This window comes from Anaerobacillus sp. ABD4_527, assembly GCF_056160805.1.
On record NZ_JBSWXZ010000004.1, the window covers coordinates 82015 to 100823 of the forward strand.

Below are 18809 nucleotides of genomic sequence, written 5' to 3' on the forward strand. Positions count from 1 at the left end.
TGATCTCTTTTCTATAGTATGCTTTTTACTCTACCGACCTGTCCATCTTCAAGCCGTACTTTAATGCCGTGGGGATGATTAGGGGATTTCGTAAGAATGTCTTTCACAATGCCTTTTGTTAATTTACCGGTACGCTGGTCCTTCTTCAAAACAATCTCTACTTCTTTACCTGGCTCGATATTACTTCGATTCTGTCCGTTCATGTTCACTTTCCTCCTTACTATAAGATCGTTGTTTATCTTCAGGAAGTGGATCTACAGTATGTTTAACGCTATAACCTTTAGAAACAGCTAGACCGAAGGCTGCAGCTATAACAATCGTCATAATGACAACAACGATAATAACTGAGATGATGACCATCATTTGGCTCCTTTCGCGTCTTTTGAATCTACTTTACCACGATTTGCGGTGAAATAGTAGAATGTAGTGAAGGTTAAACAAACGTTTGATTGAAGAAAATAGACAAGGAAAGAAGGAGATAAAACATTGTCGATATAGTTAGATAATTATGATAATATATGTAAATTATTGTCGAAACAACAAAAATTAATAGTAATATATGCCTATTTTAAAACTGGAAACGCTTGCTTAATAAATCTTAGGTTTAAGCTGTTTACAAACCCATCATTCCCTATTATAATCCCGATTGTGCTTATGAAACGAAAACAAAACAACGGGAGGGATACATGATGCTTCATCACATCAAAACTTATCTGCTTATCACACTAGGGGCGCTCGGCGTAGCTACCCATGTGCATTTTTTCCTATCTCCAAATAGTCTCGCAACAGGGGGAGTCAGCGGTTTGTCGATCGTGATGAACCATCTACTCCCAAACTTGTCCGTCGGTATGTTTATGATTATTTTAAACGCAGTGCTTTTGTTAGTTGGAATTCTGTTTCTCGGTCCCAAATTCGGAGTAAAAACGATTTATTCAAGCTTTGCTCTATCTTTAGCAGTATGGTTGCTTGAACGATTCATTCCAATAACTGAACCATTTAGTCAGGATATCCTGATTCAACTTATCATTGGCCAGTGTATTGCTGCTGCTGGAATGGGCCTTGTTTTTCATCAAAAAGCTTCCACTGGTGGTACAGATATCATTGCGATGATCATCAACAAGTACTTTTCGATTGATGTTGGTAAAGGTGTATTGATCTCGGACATTTCAATTGCAATGCTTTCCATATTTCTATTCGGTCCTGAAATTGGTATGTATGCGATCTTTGGTGTAATTCTGAATGGTTTCGTGATCGATTATACAATTCAGATGTTTGATGCTAAGAAAGAAATTGTGATCATTAGCAAAGAGAGTGAAGAAATCCGTACGTTCATCGTTAATGAAATAGGAAAAGGCGCGACGATTCATACGGCCCGCGGTGCATTTACTTCAGATGAAAAAGAAGTGATCACGACGATCCTAGGAAGAAAAGATCTACTGAAACTAAAGAAACATGTAGGCAGTGTTGATCATAAAGCGTTTATTACCGTCCATAGTATGAAAGAAATACTAGGGCAAGACTTTAAATCTCTAGCATAAAAGAAATCCCCTTTCCAGAACGGAAAGGGGATTCGTTTATTTCTTAACTTTCCTCACCAAATACATAAACGTGATTAGAGCGATTACGATCGCAAGGCCATAAGCTGTGAAAACTACTGCTGATACATCGCCTTGATTACGAACACCGATTCCGATCAATGCCCAAACGATGACAAGTGGATACACCCAATCGTTTTCGTATTTCAAGAAATAAAGCGCAAGAACTGAAGCGACAATCATTAGTACAATCGTCCAGAATGAGGCTGAAAGACCAAATCCATTCCAATCGATATACGTTAAGAAGTAGCTGATGTTTGCGATGGTGGCAACACTGATCCAAGCGAGATAAACAGAGAAAGGTAAGAGGTCGAGAAACGATGCGTCTGCCGCTTTTGCCTTCACATAAAGACGGATGAGCGTGAGCAGTAATAAGATCATTACAAGTACAGAAGCTCCAAAATACTCATAATGCCACATGAAGATCCAGAGGCTATTCAATAGGCAGCTTAAAACAAACAGTCCACTTGTTTCTTGATAGATAGGTAAGTTGCGACGATCTTTAGGAAATTGACGAAGGATCCATAACCCTAGCAGTAGATAGATGAGGCTCCAGATGCTGAAAACATACCCTGCTGGAGTGAACAGTACGTCAAGCTTGTTTGAAATTTCTCCTGTAGTCTGGCCGTTGAGTGGTATGATATTTGCTAGTGCATTCACGGTGATGACAAGTAGGTAGGCAAGAATATTAAGGAGTAATTTTATCATCGTTGTCCTCCTAAAAAGTAGTCTGTTGTTAATACTATTCCTCGAAAAAAGGACAGATAACCAATATGATAGGTTCGTGGACAAAAAGAATAAAAAATCAGCCCGCTTTCTGTAGGAAAGCGGGCGACCTTTAATTAGTTATGAGGCAATACAGCGATGTCTGGCTCAGCTACTTTTACTATTTGCTTTCCGAGGTTCTTCCCTTCGAAGAGTCCAATAAAGGCTTCAGGAATGCGTTCGAATCCTTCTACGATCGTTTCTTCATAAGTTAACTGGCCTTCCTTAACCCACTTGCCAAGTGCTTCTGCGCCTTCTTGGAAACGTTTTGCAAAATCATTTACAACGAACCCTTGCATAAGTGCACTCGATTTGATGAGCTTCGTCTGTACGCGTGGTCCAAGATCTTTCTCAGTTTTATTGTAAGAAGAGATGGCGCCACAAACCGGGATACGGGCGAACTTATTGAGTAAGCTGAACGCTGCATCTCCAATTTCGCCGCCAACGTTTTCGTAGTACACGTCGATACCGTCAGGACATGCGCTTTTTAGAGCTTCATAGACGTTTGATGTCTTATAATTGATTCCTTCATCAAAGCCTAACGTATTCGTTAGATACTGTACTTTCTCATCTGAACCTGCAATTCCGACAACTCTACAGCCTTTGATCTTCGCAATCTGCCCTACGACAGAACCTACTGCTCCAGCTGCTCCAGATACGACGACGGTTTCACCTTCTTTTGGCTGACCAATGTCGAGTAAACCGAAATAAGCAGTAAGACCAGGCATTCCAAGAACACCTAGATGGGTGCTTACAGGGGCAGCTTCGGGATCGATCTTACGTAAGTTGTCCTCTGCTGCAACAGAGTATTCCTGCCAGCCTAGATGCCCGATGACAATATCCCCTTTGTTAAACTTCTCTGACTGTGTTTCGATAACTTCTGCGATCACGCCACCATCGATCGGTTCATCAAGTTGAAAAGGTGCGACGTAAGATTTAGCATCCGTCATCCTTCCTCTCATATATGGGTCAACAGTTAGATAAAGGGTCTTTAAGAGTACTTCTCCAGTGTTCGGTGATGGAACCTCTGTTTCTACGAAGTTAAAATGCTCATCAGATGGCATACCTTCAGGTCGTTTCGCTAGTTGAATTTGCTTTTGTGTCGCCATTAGTCATCCCTCCAAAAATTGATTGAATGGTCATTCATTATTCTATTTGAACGTTACCACATCGTTGAATCGTAATACAACGATTTTGCTTTCGATGTGTTATGGAGGCTGTTTAAGAATGGAAAGCTTTACATCATATGGGGTAAGCTAGTAAATAGAGCAGGAGGAGATCTCATGAGTAACAGTAACGGTTGGATCATGAAGCAATCTTGGGGCGACCTACTATTTCTTCATTGGCCAGTGGACCCATCCTGGTTAAAGACACTCCTTCCAGAGGAATTAGATGTAGATACATTTGACGGTGAAGCGTGGATTGGAATTGTCCCGTTTGAAATGAGTGGAATTCGATTTAGAGGAATGCCTCCTGTACCTTTTGCTTCAACATTACTCGAATTAAATGTAAGAACGTATGTTAAGTTTGGTGACAAAAGAGGGGTATACTTCTTTACCCTTGATGCTAATCACAATTTAGGGGTGTGGATCGCCAGAAATTTTTTTCATCTGCCATATTTTCGTGCGCGTTTAACGAAGAGTGAGCGTGATGGAACGTTTTATTTTAATGGTGTTCGTACACATAGAGGCGTCAAGCAAAGTAAGTTTCAGATCAACTACCGTCCTATAGGTGAACCGTATCAATCAGAAAAGGAAACTCTTGATTTTTGGTTAACGGAAAGAGAGCGTCTCTTCTTGGTTCATAATGGCAACGTCTTTCAGGGTGATATCAAGCATGAAAAGTGGCCGCTGCAAAAAACAGCGTTCACGATTTTAGAAGATACGCTTTCTGATGATTATTTCTTTAAGGAAGAAAGAGTACTCGCTCACTTTTCTAAGAGTGTTACAACACATTTATGGCCGTTCAAAAAGGTTTCAGATACGTAAAATCCCCTTCGTGTGAGGGGGATTTTTTTATGATTCGTATGAATGTTTCCGCTGAAGCCCACCTGGCTGTATGCGACGAAACAGTTTCGTTCTAGAAAGCGTGAAGATCAATAGTGCCACCCATATTAATGTGAAGCTTACTGCATGGTGAGAAGTAAATGATTCTCCGTATAAGAAGATTCCTTGAATAAGCATCAGTGTTGGGGCGATGTATTGAAGAAAGCCGATCATCGAAAGAGAGATGCGGTTTGCCCCAGTAGCAAATAATAAGAGCGGTATCGCAGTAACGATCCCAGCACCTAGAAGTAAAAGCATTGTTGTCGTGTTACTTGCATAGATAGCTTCTGGCAAGCTGTTATAAGTAAAAACGAGGTAACCGATCGCAAAAGGTGTGATCAACAACGTTTCGATCGTGAGCCCTATCATGGCTCCAAGTCTAGCCGTTTTCTTCAGAAGTCCGTAAAGGCCAAAACTCACTGCTAGGATCAGCGAGACCCACGGTATTTCTCCAAATTGAAAAACAAGATTTAATACCCCTATTGTAGCAAGTAGAACGGAGATGAACTGCCAGAATGACAGGCGTTCTTTTAGAAATAAGATGCCTAGAAGTACACTTATTAAAGGATTGATATAGTATCCAAGGCTTGTTTGAATCACATGATCGTGGTTTACCGCCCATATGAATGCAAACCAATTTATCGATATAAAGAGGGATGCAAACGTGATCGATATCATCTTTTTGGGTTGTTTTATGATTGTAATGAGGTCTTTCCATAAAGTAGAGCCTTTTCCTAACATCAATAAAATAACGATCATGAATGCAAATGACCAAATGATGCGATGGGCGAGTACAACTTCAGAAGGTACCTCAGAAACAAGCTTCCAATATAGAGGGAGAATTCCCCAAAGAAGATATGCGCCGGCACCACTCATGATACCGATCGCTTGTTCTTTATTAAAATCAGACTTCATAGCTTCCCCCACTTCCCTTGATTGATTTAGTTTATATCTATTTCCATATGATTACAACGAAAAGAAACTGGAAGGTTTGCATATATATGAGGTGGATGGGGAGGGGATCGAGTGTATAGGGATAGGATGTTAATCGACCAACAGGTAGGAGACGTGACAGGTGATGGGTATCCTGATGTCGTGAGTCTGACGGGATCGAAACCTTATCCGGATTCTCCGTTAATCGATCAGGTGGTGCTCTCGATTAAAGATGGGCAAACATCCAATGAAGTCTCGTTTTCGTTACCTGGCAGTAGTGGGTATAACCCAACTTTATACCTTGGCAGATTTACTGATAAGAATGTAAAAGAAATCCTCGTAAGAACGGATTCAGGTGGAAGCGGAGGAATTACGTACGATTTTCTTTACTCCTATTACCAAAATAATTTAAGATTGCTATTTGATAATGAAAGTTTTACTAATGCTTTCACTTACACAGTAAACTTTTTAGACTACTATCAAGCGGAAATTAGAAATGAAACGTTAGATAAGACGTATATCGTAAGCTTATTGTATAAAGGTCAGGAGTATTTAGCAGAAATTTATAATTCGGATGGGAAGTTAAAAGAACCGATCAGTGGGTATGTTAATCCACCTGGTGGTGTGTATCCGATCGATTACCAAAGGGATGGTATCGATGAATTGCTCGTCTATCAACGAGTTGTGGGAAGGTATAACGCGGATGGGTTAGGGGTTCTCTCCACCCCGCTCCAATGGCGGAGTGATCATTTTGTACCTATGTATCAAACCCTTTGTATCTATTAGTATGTAAAACGGGGGAAGCCCCCCGCTTCTTTGTCCTATTCTTGCTCTAGACGACTTCTAAGAATGTGCTTCTTGTACTTCTCAATCTTACGTCCTTCGATGTAACGTACATCTTGCTTTTTAAGTTGTTCAACGTACCAACCTTTGCTATCGATATGCATGTGAAACATCCTTTCTCTATATAGTATTTCGTTTAAGGAGTCATTTTCAAATCCCAATCGATGACTATGTTAACATCAAGTGTTTTATCTGAAAAGGGATATTTAGAAATTCGATTCGAGAAATTTATAACGCATTACTCATGACAAAACGTCTGAAAAAATAGATAATGAATGAAAGGAGGAATGGATCTTGGACATAGCCTGGCTTATAGCGGAGGATAAAACCAGAACTGCTATTAAGAATGGGGAATTTAATGATTTACCCGGAAAAGGAAAGCGGCAGAAGCTAGAGGATCTATCCAGTATTCCTGAGGAGTTACGCATTGCTTACAAAATACTAAAAAACAGTGGCTATCTTCCTGAGGAAACACAATTAAAGAAAGAGCTTTTAACATTAGAAGAAATTCTAGAAAATTGTAATGATGAGGAAGACAGGTTGCATATAAAGCAAAAAATCTCTGCAAAACAACTGAAGTATGATCAGCTCATGACGGAAAGGTTATCGAAGCAAGCACCAGAATACCAGGAAAAAGTAAGAAGGAGACTAACATGATGAACACTTATCACAGCGCATGATAAGTGTATTTTTTTATCAAAAAGGAGGTTGAGATATGGATGGATCAATAAAGGTGAATGAGCTCGTAAAAACATATAAAGGAGAGGTTAAAGCTGTACAAGGTGTAAGCTTTGAAGTGAAAGAAGGGGAGTTCTTTGCTTTTCTTGGGCCGAATGGTGCAGGGAAATCGACGACTGTTCAAATCCTTACAACATTAGTTAAGCCAACAGAAGGCGAAATTCTCGTTGGAGGTATAAATGTTAAAGAGAATCCTGAGAGTGTGAGAAGAAACATCGGTGTTGCGCTTCAGGAAACAGGGATCGACTCGGTATTGACTGGTCGTGAACTGATTGAAATGCAAGCAAGGTTATTCGGCTTTTCGAAGAAAGAAGCAAAGGCAAGGGCAGTTGAGTTGTTAAACCTCGTTGACTTAACAGGGGATGCAGACCGTCCTTCAGGAAAGTATTCTGGAGGTATGCGTAGAAGGTTAGATCTTGCGATGACGCTCGTTCATAATCCAAAGATCTTATTTCTAGATGAACCGACAACAGGTTTAGATCCAATGAACCGACAGGCGATCTGGAAAGAGATCAAACGATTGAACAAAGAGGAAGGTACAACGATTTTCCTAACAACACAGTACCTTGAAGAAGCTGATCAGTTAGCAGATCGAATCAGTATTATCAATGAGGGCAAGATCGTGGCCTCAGGAAGTGCTGAAGAATTGAAAAGAACGCTAGGATTCGATGCAATTCAGCTGACATTCGAAAACCTTGAGGAAGCAGATCATGCGAGCAAGGTTTTAGAAGGACTCGGTGAAAACTTAGAGCAAACGAAGAATGAAGTAACGATCTATACAGAAAACGGCACAAAGCTCCTTTCTGAACTTGTAAGGAGTTTAGATGAAGAAAATCTGTCTCCGAAGACCCTCAATGTAAAGCCTCCATCTTTAGATGACGTATTTATCAACGTAACGCATAAGAAAAAGGAGAGGGTGTGAAGATGAAAAGTTCTTTCTTCCTGGACACGTTGATCTACTCCAAGAGAAGTATCATCACGATTCTTAGAAATCCATTCATTTTTATTCCGAATTTATTCATCAGTCTCTTTTTCTTATTGGTATATGAAGGCGGACTTAGCGGGATCTCTCAGCTACCAGCATTTGAAGGAGCTAACTACTTAGCTTTCATTCTCCCAGTTTCAATTGTTTCTGCTGCAATCGGTGGTGCTGGTGGTGCTGGACAGGCGCTAGTGAATGATCTTGAGACGGGATTCTTCTCAAGGTTGCTGTTAACTCCTTCTTCTAGACTTGCAATTGTACTTGGCCCGATCATAGCTGGAATGCTTCAGCTCTTGATACAAACCATCCTGATTCTAATCATCGCGTACTTCCTTGGTCTTGAAATAGCTGCAGGATTTGGCGGGATCTTGATTGTGTTGTTACTAACGCTCGGATGGGGGCTAGCATTTGCCGGTTATTCTGTTGGAATAGCACTACGAACGAAGAATGCTCAGTCAGCTCAGGCTGGGACCTTCATCTTTTTCCCTCTTATCTTTCTAAGTACAACATTCGTTCCTTACGAACTTATTGAAGCAAATTGGTTAAAGATCGCAACCGTCATAAACCCTACAACGTATTTATTTGAAGCCATGCGCTCTGTTTTTATTGACGGATGGGAATTCTGGCCCCTCGCTAAAGGATTCCTTGTCATCGCATTGCTATGCGCAGTAACCATTACATTTTCTGCCGTCAGTGCTTCGAAAGCTGTTAGTGCAGATTAATCTAAAAAGAACCCGCAGTATGCGGGTTCAAATTAATCTTTAAGCCTAGCCTTAATAATAAATCGGCTTGAAGGAATATCAAGATAGCCCTCTTCTTGAATCTTCATGTGTATCTTAAGCAGCGCATCTCGATAACGTTCTACTGAGAAATCTGGTATTTGCCACGGTATGGCTTTTAAATAATAGATAATCGCCCCTACATCATAAAAGCGTGTTTCTGGAAATGCTTCCTGACCGAACACTTCGAATCCTGCTTCTTCTAATTCGTTCACTGCATAAGCAAGGTTCCAATGCTCAAACTCTGTTTCAGTAGATGCTCCAAGAAGTCGATTGAGCTCAAGCATGTCGGAGCCTCCTACCTGCTGTGTAATAAACACTCCATCTGAAGTCAGAATCCGTTTTAATTCAGTAGGAGAATAAGCCTCATGTTTATTCATGATGAACTCAAATTGGTTATTCGAGAAAGGAAGATGATCATCCTCTTCGAATTCATGAACAGACACCCCTAATGGTTCCAATCGATTCTTAGCAATCGGAACATTTGGAGGATATCCTTCAGTTGCAGCTAGCATCTCAGGAAAAGGTTGAAGCTTCTCTAGAAATTCTCCGCCACCTGTACCCATATCTAAAACACTCCTTGCATTCTTAAATATGGGTAGAACCTCTGAAGTATAGCACCACGGCAAGCGCTCACTATGAATACGTCCTGTATCTTGAATATAAGAAAAGTCCCAACCTGAAAAGGGCTTTTCAATCTCGTTCAAGTAAAAAGTAAACAAATCATTCGTCATGATGTACCTCCCATTTATTTCCTCATCATAATTGTATCAGAGTTTACCCTCGGATAGATTTAGAATCGTGTTGATTAGGGTAAAACAAGATATGGAACTGTTTAAGTGGAAAAAAAGGACGTGACGATAATGAACGATCAAATGATGTATGACTTAATTGGAATAGGAATCGGACCATTCAATCTCGGAATGGCGGCGCTCGCTGAGGAGTTAGACATAGAAGCGATTTATTTTGATCAGAAAGAAGAGTTTAATTGGCATCCAGGTATGTTGATTGAGGGAGCAGATTTACAGGTGCCATTTTTAGCGGACCTCGTAACGATTGCGAACCCAAAGAGTCCATACACGTTTATTAATTATTTGCATGAGAACGACAGACTTTATCAATTTTATTTTTTTAATAAACTCGATATCCCGAGAAAGGAATACAATGCATATACGCGGTGGGTGGCTTCAAAACTTTCTAACTGTCAATTTGGGAAGAAAGTAATCGATGTAACGTATGATAAAGAAGAGCGATACTATGAAGTGATCGTGGAAGATATCAATAGAGATGAGACTCATAAACTAAAAGCAAAACACGTTGTGTTAGGTACAGGCAGTCTACCAAATGTTCCAGAAGGGTTTGATAAGTATCCGATAGAAGACGTGCTCCACTCAAATCATTATCTCTATCATGAGAAACAGCTAAAGCAGTCTGATTCTGTCACTGTAATCGGCTCTGGGCAAAGCGCAGCAGAACTTTTTTATGACCTACTGAATGACCAGAGGTTCTATAAGTACAAGTTGAATTGGTTTACAAGGTCAGCTGGGTTCTTCCAACTAGAGTCGGCGAAGCTAGGTCAGGAAGTTTTCTCTCCAGACTATATTTCTTACTTTCATCGACTTTCATACGAGGAGAGAGAAGAGGCACTCTCAACGCTAGGTCCTTTAAGAAAAGGAATCGATCCAGAAACCTTGAAAGCCATTTACGATTTGCTCTACCATCGATCGGCTGAAGGGAATTACCCTGAAACCACGATACAGCCAATGACAGAGGTGAACGGCGTTGAGAAAGTGGACGGAGTATACCGATTAACATGTAGACAGTGGCAAGAAGACCATTCGTTTACGGTAGATTCTGAGAAGGTGTTGTTAGCTACAGGATACAAGCCTCATTTTCCGGAATGGTTTACGAGAATGCACGATGAAATTGAATGGGAGGATGAAAAGAGGTATAAAGTCACATTAAACCAGCAGCTCGTTTTCAAAGATGGGAGAGAAAACCATTTCTTTACCCTCACAAATCTTGAACATTCTCACGGTGCGGGGGCGACAAACCTTGCGCTATCTGTAGAAAGAAATAAACGGATATTGAACACTGTAGCAGGGGAAGAAATTTTTCCAATCAAGACAAACACGGTGTTTCAGCAGTTTTCAAGTAAAGAGATGTAGTATAAAAAAGCTGAAGAGTGTACTCTTCAGCTTTTGATCTTTTCATCGACCCTCTTAAGTTCGTATCCTTCATTTTTCATGACCGCTCGTATTCCTTGTCTAAACGTTGCATAGGTAGGGATAGACGAATCTAAGTCAAGATCGATAAGCCATCTTACAATTCGTGATGTAATCCCCACATAAACCACTTGAATCCCCATCAGACTAAGAGACTTTGTCATCGTTTCAATTATTATATTGGCTGAACGATCCGTGAGGTTTGTTAATCCAGAAAAGTCGATCAGAACATAATCTGTCTTCGTTTTAGCGCAATAGCTGAGTACATTTCTAATCATTTTTTCTGAACGGTTTACAGTCAGCGTGCCGATCAATGGAATCAGAATAGCATTCTCAAGAACTGTAGGAAGGATCGTATTCGAATACTCTTCCACAAGTTTTCTGTTTTCATCGATCTCTTTTTCCTTTTCAGTTACATCTCGCCAAACAAGTATGTACCCCACTTTTTCGCCGTCTTCGTTTCTATATTCTGATATAACGATATTGGCAGCAAACTTATTGAAAAGGGTGATGGTACTTTGATAGGGCAAATGATGTAATAGAATATTTTTTTGATGTGCAGGATTCTTATGAAAATCATGTATGCTTTTTCCGATTAATTGTGAAGGTGAATCGACGGGCAGATAATCGATAATCGATTGCAAAAGATCTTCAGCCTGCTCATTATACCAAGCGATGGTAAAACTTGTATCACATACAAAGATGTTGTCACCAATACTATTTAGCACTCTGATCGTTTCATTATTTTCAAAAAACGAGTTACTTGTCACAATCCGCTTCCTCCGACTCATGCAATTTTAAATCTACTAGTATTATAGAGTAAGAAGCGATGGTTGAACATTAATAACGTATGGAAAAAGACGCTTCATCCTGCTTTACTTCCTCTTCATTCGCATTAATCTTTTCTACAGAAGAAAAAGCGCTGCCTTTTTCAATCGAAGAAATAAACTGCTTAATCTGTGTTTCTTCACCCTGAGCTTCGATCTCTACAGAACCATCCGTGTTATTTTTCACATAGCCACTTAGATTGTATTTTGCTGCTTTTTGCTGTGTGAATGCTCTGAACCCAACACCTTGCACCCGCCCGCTTACGATAAGGTGATAACGTTTCATCATATTCATCCTTTCAAAGACCTGTTTTATAGTCATTTACCTGTTTTAGGAGAGTTTAAACGGATGCTCTTTTCCGATCAATCATGGCAAATGGCAAGTATAAAAGGTGAAACAACGTAATGGCGATCACTTCTAACGTTACTAAATACCATGGCCAATTGCCGAGATAGGCATAGATGGTATTGCTCATCGGTTTCTCCATTAGAAACATATAATTCGAGTCAATAAGAAAGTTTAGTAGGAAAATAAGCGCTGTATACACATTGAGAAAGATAAACGCTCTCCAAATGGAAGAATAACTTGGTTTGTAACCTTCGACCACGATCATAAACCACGATGTAAGAACGATTCCGCCATGGGCAACAAAAAAGTGATAGAAACGAAAATGAGGATAAGCATAAACAAGTTCAGGTGTAACCATTGCAAGAAGCGCACTGCTCGAACCTACGAAATAGGTAATCTCAAACAGAAACTGCCGCTTTAAAAGTAACAAAAACAAAGCGAGAAGTAGGGAGATGCTACTTAATTGCAGTGGGAGCGTTGTTGTGACACGCCATTCATCGTGATAACTAAACCAAGCATGAAAGCTCGTTTCTGACAGGAATAATAAAAGGATCAAAATAAAGCGAAATGCTCTGTTATATCGTTTCGCTCGTAGCGTTTTTCTGAAAAGGTAGGTAAGGACTAGCAAAACCGTTAAGATGACTAGTACAAGTAGGTGAGGTAGTGAGAAGAGTGAAAAGGTCTCATTTACCGACCAGGTTAAATAATTCTGCAAAATGACACCTCCTTTTTAAGCAAAACAGTGTAAAAGGATCTGTGTAATCGTTAAAATAAATATGTGCGAAAGAAAGGAGAATGTTATGAAAAGAATACTTGTATTAGACGGTAGTCAAAGACCCGATGGAAACACAGAACGATTAACAAACCATGTACTGGATGACATCGACCATGCAAAGGTTTACTTAAGGCAATTATCCATCCGCCCTATTCATGATCAACGGCATGCAGAAGGTGGTTTCACACGCGTATACGATGATCACGATAACTTGATTGAGGAGATCATCAACAGCGATATTCTCGTTTTCTCCACGCCAATTTATTGGTACGGCATGTCAGGGACGATGAAGAATATGGTCGATCGATTCTCGCAGGCAATGCGTGATGAACGGTTTGATTTAAAGAGTAAGCTAGCAGATAAAGAAGTGTATGTGGTGTCATGTGGCGGCGACAATCCGAGAATCAAAGGATTGCCTCTTATTCAACAATTTCAATACATATGCGACTTTCTCGGAATGAAAATGGTCGATTACATCATCGGTCAAGCTGTTAAGCCTGGTGAGATAGAGGAAGACCACAGAGCGCTTTCAGATGCGAAGTCATTGAATGCAATAATAAAAGAAAGTCTTAAGTAAGTCTGCTAAAAAGCTTTCGAGAAAAACATCTCGAAAGCTTTTTTCCTATCTTATTGAATTGTTTTCAAGGCTTGTTTAACAGATGGAAAGCTTTGAATCGATGACAATGTTAAATCCGAACGTACACTTTCAAGAACAAATTCTGGCCGAACCCCAGACATCATTAGCGTAGCTCCCATTAATTTGATGAGCTGATCGAGTTGGTAAATGCCGTTGTGAAGTTGAGTTGTAAAGTGACTCACTCCAGAAAGGTCTAGGATCAAATACTGATCACCGCTTCTTTGAATGTGTCTACTCACGTTGTGATGCAGAAGCTCTAGTCGCTCATCATCGATTTCACCGACTAGTGGTACGATCGAAACACCTCTATCGATCGGAACGATCGGAGTAGATAGCGCTTTTACTTGTTGTAAATAATGATTGGAACGTTCTTCTGCATACTTACGTTTCGTTACGTCCTGTTGGACACCTACAAAATAGGACTGCTTTTCACTTTCAATGTAAACGGGGAAAATTTGCAGCTCGTTCCAAAATGGTTCTCCGTTTTTACGATAGTTTTTTACTTCCACTTTCATTTTTTCTCTCTTCTGAATGGCAGACTTAATCTGATTTAATACTGTTCTGTCCGTGTCTTCGCCCTGAAGGAACCGGCAGTTAAACCCGATGACCTCTTCTGCAGTGTATCCGCTCAATTGCTCAAAGCCTTTATTCGTATATATGATGGGGTTGTCAGGAAGTTCAGGGTCTGTGATGACGACTCCTGTTTCGACGTACTCAATCGCAGTCCTGATGAATTCATTTTTCTTCATTCGTTTGATTTGTTCTTTATTAGCTCTCATTTTGTTCGCCCCGTGTCTGTGTTTCCCTCATTCAAATCATCACCTTTTATACTAATTGTTACTACTAGTATAAATCTCAAACTCATAAAAACCAATAATTAACCAATTATTCGTAGGATTTATGCTTAGAATTAAGAGAGTAACTGACATAATTGGGAGGGGACAAGCCTCTAAAAAAGTTAGATGTTCATGCTATAATAATAGTATTTAAATCGACATAGGAGAGGGGGATAAGCGGTGGATGCACTAGATGTCATGGGCAATAAAGAGAACGTGTTTCCATATTTTCAACCGATCATAAGCGCTGATAAAAAACAAATTATTGGATATGAAGTATTGGGAAGGATCCAAACAGAAAAAGGTGCTGAAGACCTTAGTTTCTTTTTTGAAGATACTTCGATACCAGAAGAGTACATATTGGAAATTGATACGATCGTTCGAGATTTAGCGATCGAGTATTACAGTGATTGTGGGACAGGTGAATGCTTGTTTTTTAACTGCAATGCCAGTCATTTGTTGTTTGATCGAGGAGAGACGATCACTTCATCATTAGAGGGATATGCTAATCTCGGAATTCCATATGAGCGAATCGCGTTAGAGGTGTCTGATTATGATGTGGATGAAAGTGATTTAAAGAAGCTTCAACATCTTCTAACTTATTATAGAAGTCTTGGGGTGCAAATAGCTGTTAGTCATTCTGGAAATAAGATGAGCAATATCGAAAAGATTGCGATCTTAAATCCAAACATTATTAAAGTAAATCTTTTTAGTCTTAAAGATAAAGGCATGCCTCAAGAATATCGAGATGTACTTTATGCATTGTCGATGCTTGGACGTAAGATTGGAGCAACTTTACTGTTTGAAGGAATCGAAGGACATGGTCAGATGAAATATGCTTGGGAAAACGGTGGTCGCTATTACCAAGGTGATTACATTAAAGAACCAGGTCCAGAATTTTTAGAAAGAGATCAATTCAAACCACTGCTTTCTAAGGAGTTTCATCAGTTTATCAATCATGAACAAAATCGGCTTCTGTCGCTTTATCATTTATCCAAAAGGTTTAATGAGCATCTACAAAAACAGGTTAAGATGATGAAGCAAAACGATTGGGATGACATTGTCTCACAAGCTTCAAGATCCTTGAACGACGCTTGCTTTAGAGGTTACATATGCAATGAGGATGGGAATCAGGTGTCATCGAACTACTACCGTAACGATGATGGGAGTTGGGAGCTTCAACCAGAGTATGTGGGGAACAATTGGAGTTGGAGACCGTATTTCTTAGAAAACATTATGCGAATGAAACATGAAGGAATAGGGAACCTCTCAGATATGTACAGTGATATCGAAACAAATGAATTGATAAGGACATATTCGTATCCTATTAATGAGACGCATTATTTGTTTCTTGATATTCCTTACTTGTATTTGTACGATCGAGACCATCATTGAGATTATAAAAATCACTAGGAGGGCTCAGAGATGTTAAAGAAAACGACCGTTAACACAACACAAAGAGACGAAATGATCGATATTACGTCAACTGTACGGAATACCATTCAAGAAGAAGGAATCAAAAATGGAATGGTAGTGGTGTATTCAGCGCACACTACGGCTGGAATAACGATTAATGAAAATGCAGATCCTGACGTCAAACATGACATGTTGATGAGACTCGATGAAGTATATCCATGGGAACATCCAAAATATCGGCATGCAGAAGGAAATTCTGCTTCTCATTTGAAGACAAGTACTGTAGGAGCTTCACAAACAATTTTAATTCAAGACGGAAAAATGATTCTTGGTACGTGGCAGGGGATTTATTTTTGTGAATTTGATGGCCCACGAAACCGTACTGTGTACATCAAAACGATGGAGGGATAAGTATGATTCGAGTGTTGTTTGTCTGTCTCGGTAATATTTGCAGATCTCCAATGGCTGAAGCGGTCTTTCGAGATAAGGTTGCACATGCTGGTCTTTCAGATATGATTAGCGTCGACTCGGCAGGTACTGGTGATTGGCACATCGGAGAGCCTCCGCACGAAGGGACTGCAGACCTTTTAAATAAGAAGAACATTCGTATCGATGGGATGCAGGCACGTCAAGTCAAAAAGAGTGATCTCGAGGAATTCCAATATATCGTCGCAATGGATGCAGGAAATTTAGGTGAATTGCATAAACTGGCGGGTCTGACGAATACGAGTTCAATCTCTAGGCTGATGGACTACGTAGAAGATTTTGAAATTGAAGATGTTCCTGATCCGTATTTCACAGGTAATTTTGATGAGGTTTATGAGATGGTAGAAAAGGGCTGCGATCAGTTACTTCAACACATTAGAGAAGAAAGCGGGCTATGATTTCTCAAGTGCGTTCAGCCCTTCAAGCTTTTGGAGATGATGGGGAAGTTGAACAGTTGGATCGTGTGACAGGTGGCTCCATCAACCGTACGTTTTATGCAAAAACGAGAGATAGAGAGTATTTCGTTAAGTATAATCCTTCAGTTGGTGGAGAGTTCTTTCAAGCAGAAGTAAATGGACTTACCCTTTTAAAAGAACATGGGGTTCCTGTACCTAACCCTCTGTATCATCATAAAGGTGGAGTAGGAAAAAACGTTCTATTGTTGGAATGGCTTGCTTCTACTGAAAGCGATGGGGCTGATAAAAAGCTAGGAAGTGTCGTTGCTAATATGCATGCCCATTATAGTAAGAAGGCGGGTTTAGAACATAATAACTTTATAGGGGAACTCCCACAAGCGAATGAACGGAATGATTGGGTCGAGTTTTATCGTGATAAACGACTAGGTCACTTACAATCCTTAGCAGAAGAAAAAGGAGTTCTCACAAAAGAGCGTAATCGTCTTTTGACGAAGCTACGAGACAATTTACATGTTATCCTCAACCATGCTCCAAAAAACTCGTTGCTGCATGGTGACCTTTGGGGAGGAAACTGGATAAGTAGTAAAGAAGGACCTTTCTTAATAGATCCCGCGGTATACTATGGCGATCGGGAAGTGGATATCGCATTTACATATTTATTCGGGGGGTACTCAGAAGCTTTCTATACAAGATATGAAGAAGAATATCCATTAGAGGATGGATACAAAGATCGTTTTCCTATTTATCAGCTTTATTATCTTCTTGTTCATCTTGTGATATTTGGGGAAAGCTATGGAAGTGCGGTAGACCGAATTCTTCGCCGCTACACCACTGCTCGTTAGGTTTGAGCGCAACTATTATAGGGAAAATAATCGCAACTTTGTGAAATTAAAGGAGGCAATTTTCAATGAATGAGACATATCAGAAGAAGAGTGAAAATAAACTTTTTAAAGCTGTCCTAATCGGTGGTCTAGCGGGGGCTCTTATTTCTCTTTTAGATCGAGGGACAAGACAATCGATCAAAGAAGGATCGAAGCGTACTGGAGAGGTTCTTAGAGAAGTTAAAAACAACCCTTCTTATTATTCGAATAAGGTAAGGCAAACGGTTGAAGATGCTGGTGATCTGATGAAAGAGGTTCAGGATGACATCACGACACTTTCTAAGAAATTCAGCGGTTTAAAAGAAAGCTCGGTCGAAGCACTCAACATTGTGAAAGAAACACAAAAGGATATTAAAGAAATTGGTTCTAGGGTTGTAGAAGCAGGGGAAGAATTAACGAAAGACCATAACCGCGAGATCACGCACTAGATTACTTCAGGAGGGTATATGGTGAACTTATCTCTAGTTAATTTTAGCAAGCAGCTTTTCTCGAGTATAAAGGAACATCAGGTGACAGATTTAGCTGCGCAGCTCGCGTACTATTTCTTACTGTCGCTTTTTCCTTTCCTCATTTTCGCCATTACCCTTCTGGCTCATTTTGATTTCTCTAAGGATCAAATTCTTGATTTGATTTCTCAATATGCTCCATCAGAGTCTCTTATTACAATACAAGAAAATCTCATTCTTGAGGACGGCGCACGAAAGGGATTACTTTCGTTTGGTATCATCGCTACGATTTGGTCAGCTTCAAATGCCATCAATGCCATAATTAAGTCACTCAACCGAGCTTATAATGTGGATGAAAGTAGAAATTTTCTTCTTGCTAGAGGGCTGTCGATTTTGTTGTCACTAGCAATGATCTTCGTCATCGTCGTTGCATTGATTTTGCCTGTTTTTGGAGAAATGCTATGGCGATTTTTCGTTGATTTCTTTATGATTCCAGAGACCTTTAGCTTTATGTTTTCACTGATTCGCTGGTTGTTGAGTCTCACGATCATGATCATCGTTTTTATGTTCATCTACTATTACGGACCTAATAAACGTTTGCACTATAAAGATGTAATCATAGGGTCAGTTACAGCCTCTGTGTTATGGCAGGCCGTTTCTTTTGGCTTTTCATATTACATCAATAATTTTGGGAACTACTCTGCTACTTACGGTAGTTTAGGTGGCGTTATCGCATTGATGCTATGGTTTTACTTAACTGGTCTCGTAATTGTTGTAGGAGGAGAAATAAACGCCACTTCCAACTATTTCAGGAGGAATAAGTCTACATAAATAA

At 39.9% G+C, this 18809-nt stretch carries 25 protein-coding genes; 14 read left to right on the forward strand and 11 right to left on the reverse strand.

Annotated elements, in window-relative coordinates; translation table 11 throughout:
• Window positions 1-11: 11 nt before the first annotated feature.
• Together ACXAHI_RS18350 and ytzI are read right to left on the reverse strand one after the other, a co-directional pair.
• Window positions 12-203 carry a YwbE family protein gene (locus ACXAHI_RS18350; protein ID WP_474850335.1) on the reverse strand — a complete coding sequence of 64 codons (192 nt, stop codon included), beginning with the start codon at window positions 201-203 and terminating at the stop codon, window positions 12-14.
• Window positions 181-360 carry a YtzI protein gene (ytzI, locus tag ACXAHI_RS18355; protein ID WP_474850337.1) on the reverse strand — a complete coding sequence of 60 codons (180 nt, stop codon included), beginning with the start codon at window positions 358-360 and terminating at the stop codon, window positions 181-183. The genes ACXAHI_RS18350 and ytzI overlap by 23 nt, the downstream gene beginning before the upstream one ends.
• Window positions 361-689: 329 nt before the next feature.
• Between ytzI and ACXAHI_RS18360 the strand changes: the two genes are divergently transcribed.
• Window positions 690-1538 carry a YitT family protein gene (locus ACXAHI_RS18360; protein WP_270182751.1) on the forward strand — a complete coding sequence of 283 codons (849 nt, stop codon included), beginning with the start codon at window positions 690-692 and terminating at the stop codon, window positions 1536-1538.
• Between the two features lie 36 nt (window positions 1539-1574).
• On the opposite strand, the gene ACXAHI_RS18365 is transcribed toward ACXAHI_RS18360, so the two are convergent.
• Together ACXAHI_RS18365 and ACXAHI_RS18370 are read right to left on the reverse strand one after the other, a co-directional pair.
• Window positions 1575-2303, reverse strand: a complete 729-nt coding sequence (locus tag ACXAHI_RS18365; protein WP_474850339.1) for a TspO/MBR family protein — start codon at window positions 2301-2303, stop codon at window positions 1575-1577.
• Window positions 2304-2437: 134 nt separating this feature from the next.
• Entirely contained in the window at window positions 2438-3469 is a 1032-nt protein-coding gene (locus ACXAHI_RS18370) for an NADP-dependent oxidoreductase (protein WP_270182673.1), read from the reverse strand.
• Between the two features lie 174 nt (window positions 3470-3643).
• Here ACXAHI_RS18370 and ACXAHI_RS18375 point away from each other — a divergent pair, with 174 nt between their 5' ends.
• Complete coding sequence (locus tag ACXAHI_RS18375; RefSeq protein WP_474850341.1) at window positions 3644-4348, forward strand: YqjF family protein; 705 nt, start codon at window positions 3644-3646, stop codon at window positions 4346-4348.
• 27 nt (window positions 4349-4375) lie between these two features.
• Here ACXAHI_RS18375 and rarD read toward each other — a convergent pair whose 3' ends face one another.
• Complete coding sequence (gene rarD, locus ACXAHI_RS18380) at window positions 4376-5320, reverse strand: EamA family transporter RarD (protein ID WP_474850343.1); 945 nt, start codon at window positions 5318-5320, stop codon at window positions 4376-4378.
• A gap of 111 nt (window positions 5321-5431) precedes the next feature.
• Between rarD and ACXAHI_RS18385 the strand changes: the two genes are divergently transcribed.
• Complete coding sequence (locus ACXAHI_RS18385; protein WP_474850345.1) at window positions 5432-6124, forward strand: VCBS repeat-containing protein; 693 nt, start codon at window positions 5432-5434, stop codon at window positions 6122-6124.
• Window positions 6125-6159: 35 nt separating this feature from the next.
• On the opposite strand, the gene ACXAHI_RS18390 is transcribed toward ACXAHI_RS18385, so the two are convergent.
• Window positions 6160-6285 carry a DUF2639 domain-containing protein gene (locus ACXAHI_RS18390; protein ID WP_270182669.1) on the reverse strand — a complete coding sequence of 42 codons (126 nt, stop codon included), beginning with the start codon at window positions 6283-6285 and terminating at the stop codon, window positions 6160-6162.
• A 190-nt stretch (window positions 6286-6475) separates the two neighbouring features.
• On the opposite strand from ACXAHI_RS18390, the gene ACXAHI_RS18395 reads away from it, so the two are divergent.
• The 3 genes from ACXAHI_RS18395 to ACXAHI_RS18405 are packed head-to-tail and all read left to right on the forward strand — an operon-like array spanning window position 6476 to window position 8623.
• A complete protein-coding gene (locus ACXAHI_RS18395) occupies window positions 6476-6838 on the forward strand; it encodes a DnaJ family domain-containing protein (protein WP_474850347.1) in 363 nt (120 codons plus the stop codon).
• A gap of 58 nt (window positions 6839-6896) precedes the next feature.
• Window positions 6897-7841 carry an ATP-binding cassette domain-containing protein gene (locus ACXAHI_RS18400; RefSeq protein WP_474850349.1) on the forward strand — a complete coding sequence of 315 codons (945 nt, stop codon included), beginning with the start codon at window positions 6897-6899 and terminating at the stop codon, window positions 7839-7841.
• A gap of 2 nt (window positions 7842-7843) precedes the next feature.
• Window positions 7844-8623: an ABC transporter permease gene (locus ACXAHI_RS18405; RefSeq protein ID WP_474850351.1), complete on the forward strand. Its 780-nt coding sequence runs from the start codon at window positions 7844-7846 to the stop codon at window positions 8621-8623.
• Between the two features lie 32 nt (window positions 8624-8655).
• On the opposite strand, the gene ACXAHI_RS18410 is transcribed toward ACXAHI_RS18405, so the two are convergent.
• The gene (locus ACXAHI_RS18410; protein WP_474850447.1) at window positions 8656-9417 is read right to left on the reverse strand and encodes a class I SAM-dependent methyltransferase; all 762 of its coding nucleotides are present in this window, start codon (window positions 9415-9417) and stop codon (window positions 8656-8658) included.
• A gap of 141 nt (window positions 9418-9558) precedes the next feature.
• Here ACXAHI_RS18410 and ACXAHI_RS18415 point away from each other — a divergent pair, with 141 nt between their 5' ends.
• On the forward strand, window positions 9559-10848 hold the full coding sequence (locus ACXAHI_RS18415; protein WP_474850449.1) for a lysine N(6)-hydroxylase/L-ornithine N(5)-oxygenase family protein: 1290 nt from the start codon (window positions 9559-9561) through the stop codon (window positions 10846-10848).
• 26 nt (window positions 10849-10874) lie between these two features.
• Here ACXAHI_RS18415 and ACXAHI_RS18420 read toward each other — a convergent pair whose 3' ends face one another.
• The 3 genes from ACXAHI_RS18420 to ACXAHI_RS18430 all read right to left on the reverse strand — a co-directional run bounded on the left by ACXAHI_RS18420 (window position 10875) and on the right by ACXAHI_RS18430 (window position 12796).
• Window positions 10875-11675 carry an STAS domain-containing protein gene (locus tag ACXAHI_RS18420; RefSeq protein WP_474850353.1) on the reverse strand — a complete coding sequence of 267 codons (801 nt, stop codon included), beginning with the start codon at window positions 11673-11675 and terminating at the stop codon, window positions 10875-10877.
• A gap of 70 nt (window positions 11676-11745) precedes the next feature.
• Window positions 11746-12018, reverse strand: a complete 273-nt coding sequence (locus ACXAHI_RS18425) for an acylphosphatase (protein WP_474850355.1) — start codon at window positions 12016-12018, stop codon at window positions 11746-11748.
• Between the two features lie 55 nt (window positions 12019-12073).
• Complete coding sequence (locus ACXAHI_RS18430; protein ID WP_474850357.1) at window positions 12074-12796, reverse strand: YwaF family protein; 723 nt, start codon at window positions 12794-12796, stop codon at window positions 12074-12076.
• An 85-nt stretch (window positions 12797-12881) separates the two neighbouring features.
• Here ACXAHI_RS18430 and ACXAHI_RS18435 point away from each other — a divergent pair, with 85 nt between their 5' ends.
• A complete protein-coding gene (locus tag ACXAHI_RS18435; protein WP_474850359.1) occupies window positions 12882-13433 on the forward strand; it encodes a flavodoxin family protein in 552 nt (183 codons plus the stop codon).
• Between the two features lie 50 nt (window positions 13434-13483).
• Here the strand turns inward: ACXAHI_RS18435 and ytvA are convergent, their stop codons facing one another.
• Window positions 13484-14272 carry a YtvA family blue-light photoreceptor gene (ytvA, locus tag ACXAHI_RS18440; protein ID WP_474850361.1) on the reverse strand — a complete coding sequence of 263 codons (789 nt, stop codon included), beginning with the start codon at window positions 14270-14272 and terminating at the stop codon, window positions 13484-13486.
• A 237-nt stretch (window positions 14273-14509) separates the two neighbouring features.
• Between ytvA and ACXAHI_RS18445 the strand changes: the two genes are divergently transcribed.
• From ACXAHI_RS18445 to ACXAHI_RS18470, 6 genes are all read left to right on the forward strand, one after another.
• Window positions 14510-15724, forward strand: coding sequence for an EAL domain-containing protein (locus ACXAHI_RS18445; RefSeq protein ID WP_474850363.1), 1215 nt, complete (start codon window positions 14510-14512; stop codon window positions 15722-15724).
• A gap of 30 nt (window positions 15725-15754) precedes the next feature.
• Window positions 15755-16156 (forward strand): secondary thiamine-phosphate synthase enzyme YjbQ, encoded by a 402-nt coding sequence (locus tag ACXAHI_RS18450; RefSeq protein ID WP_474850365.1) that lies wholly within the window; start codon window positions 15755-15757, stop codon window positions 16154-16156.
• A gap of 2 nt (window positions 16157-16158) precedes the next feature.
• Window positions 16159-16629: a low molecular weight protein-tyrosine-phosphatase gene (locus ACXAHI_RS18455; RefSeq protein WP_474814356.1), complete on the forward strand. Its 471-nt coding sequence runs from the start codon at window positions 16159-16161 to the stop codon at window positions 16627-16629.
• On the forward strand, window positions 16626-17489 hold the full coding sequence (locus tag ACXAHI_RS18460) for a fructosamine kinase family protein (protein ID WP_474850367.1): 864 nt from the start codon (window positions 16626-16628) through the stop codon (window positions 17487-17489). Before ACXAHI_RS18455 ends, ACXAHI_RS18460 begins: the two co-directional genes overlap by 4 nt.
• A 65-nt stretch (window positions 17490-17554) precedes the next feature.
• Window positions 17555-17956, forward strand: a complete 402-nt coding sequence (locus tag ACXAHI_RS18465; RefSeq protein ID WP_270182656.1) for a YtxH domain-containing protein — start codon at window positions 17555-17557, stop codon at window positions 17954-17956.
• An 18-nt stretch (window positions 17957-17974) separates the two neighbouring features.
• Window positions 17975-18805, forward strand: coding sequence for a YihY/virulence factor BrkB family protein (locus tag ACXAHI_RS18470; protein ID WP_474850369.1), 831 nt, complete (start codon window positions 17975-17977; stop codon window positions 18803-18805).
• Window positions 18806-18809 lie beyond the last annotated feature (4 nt).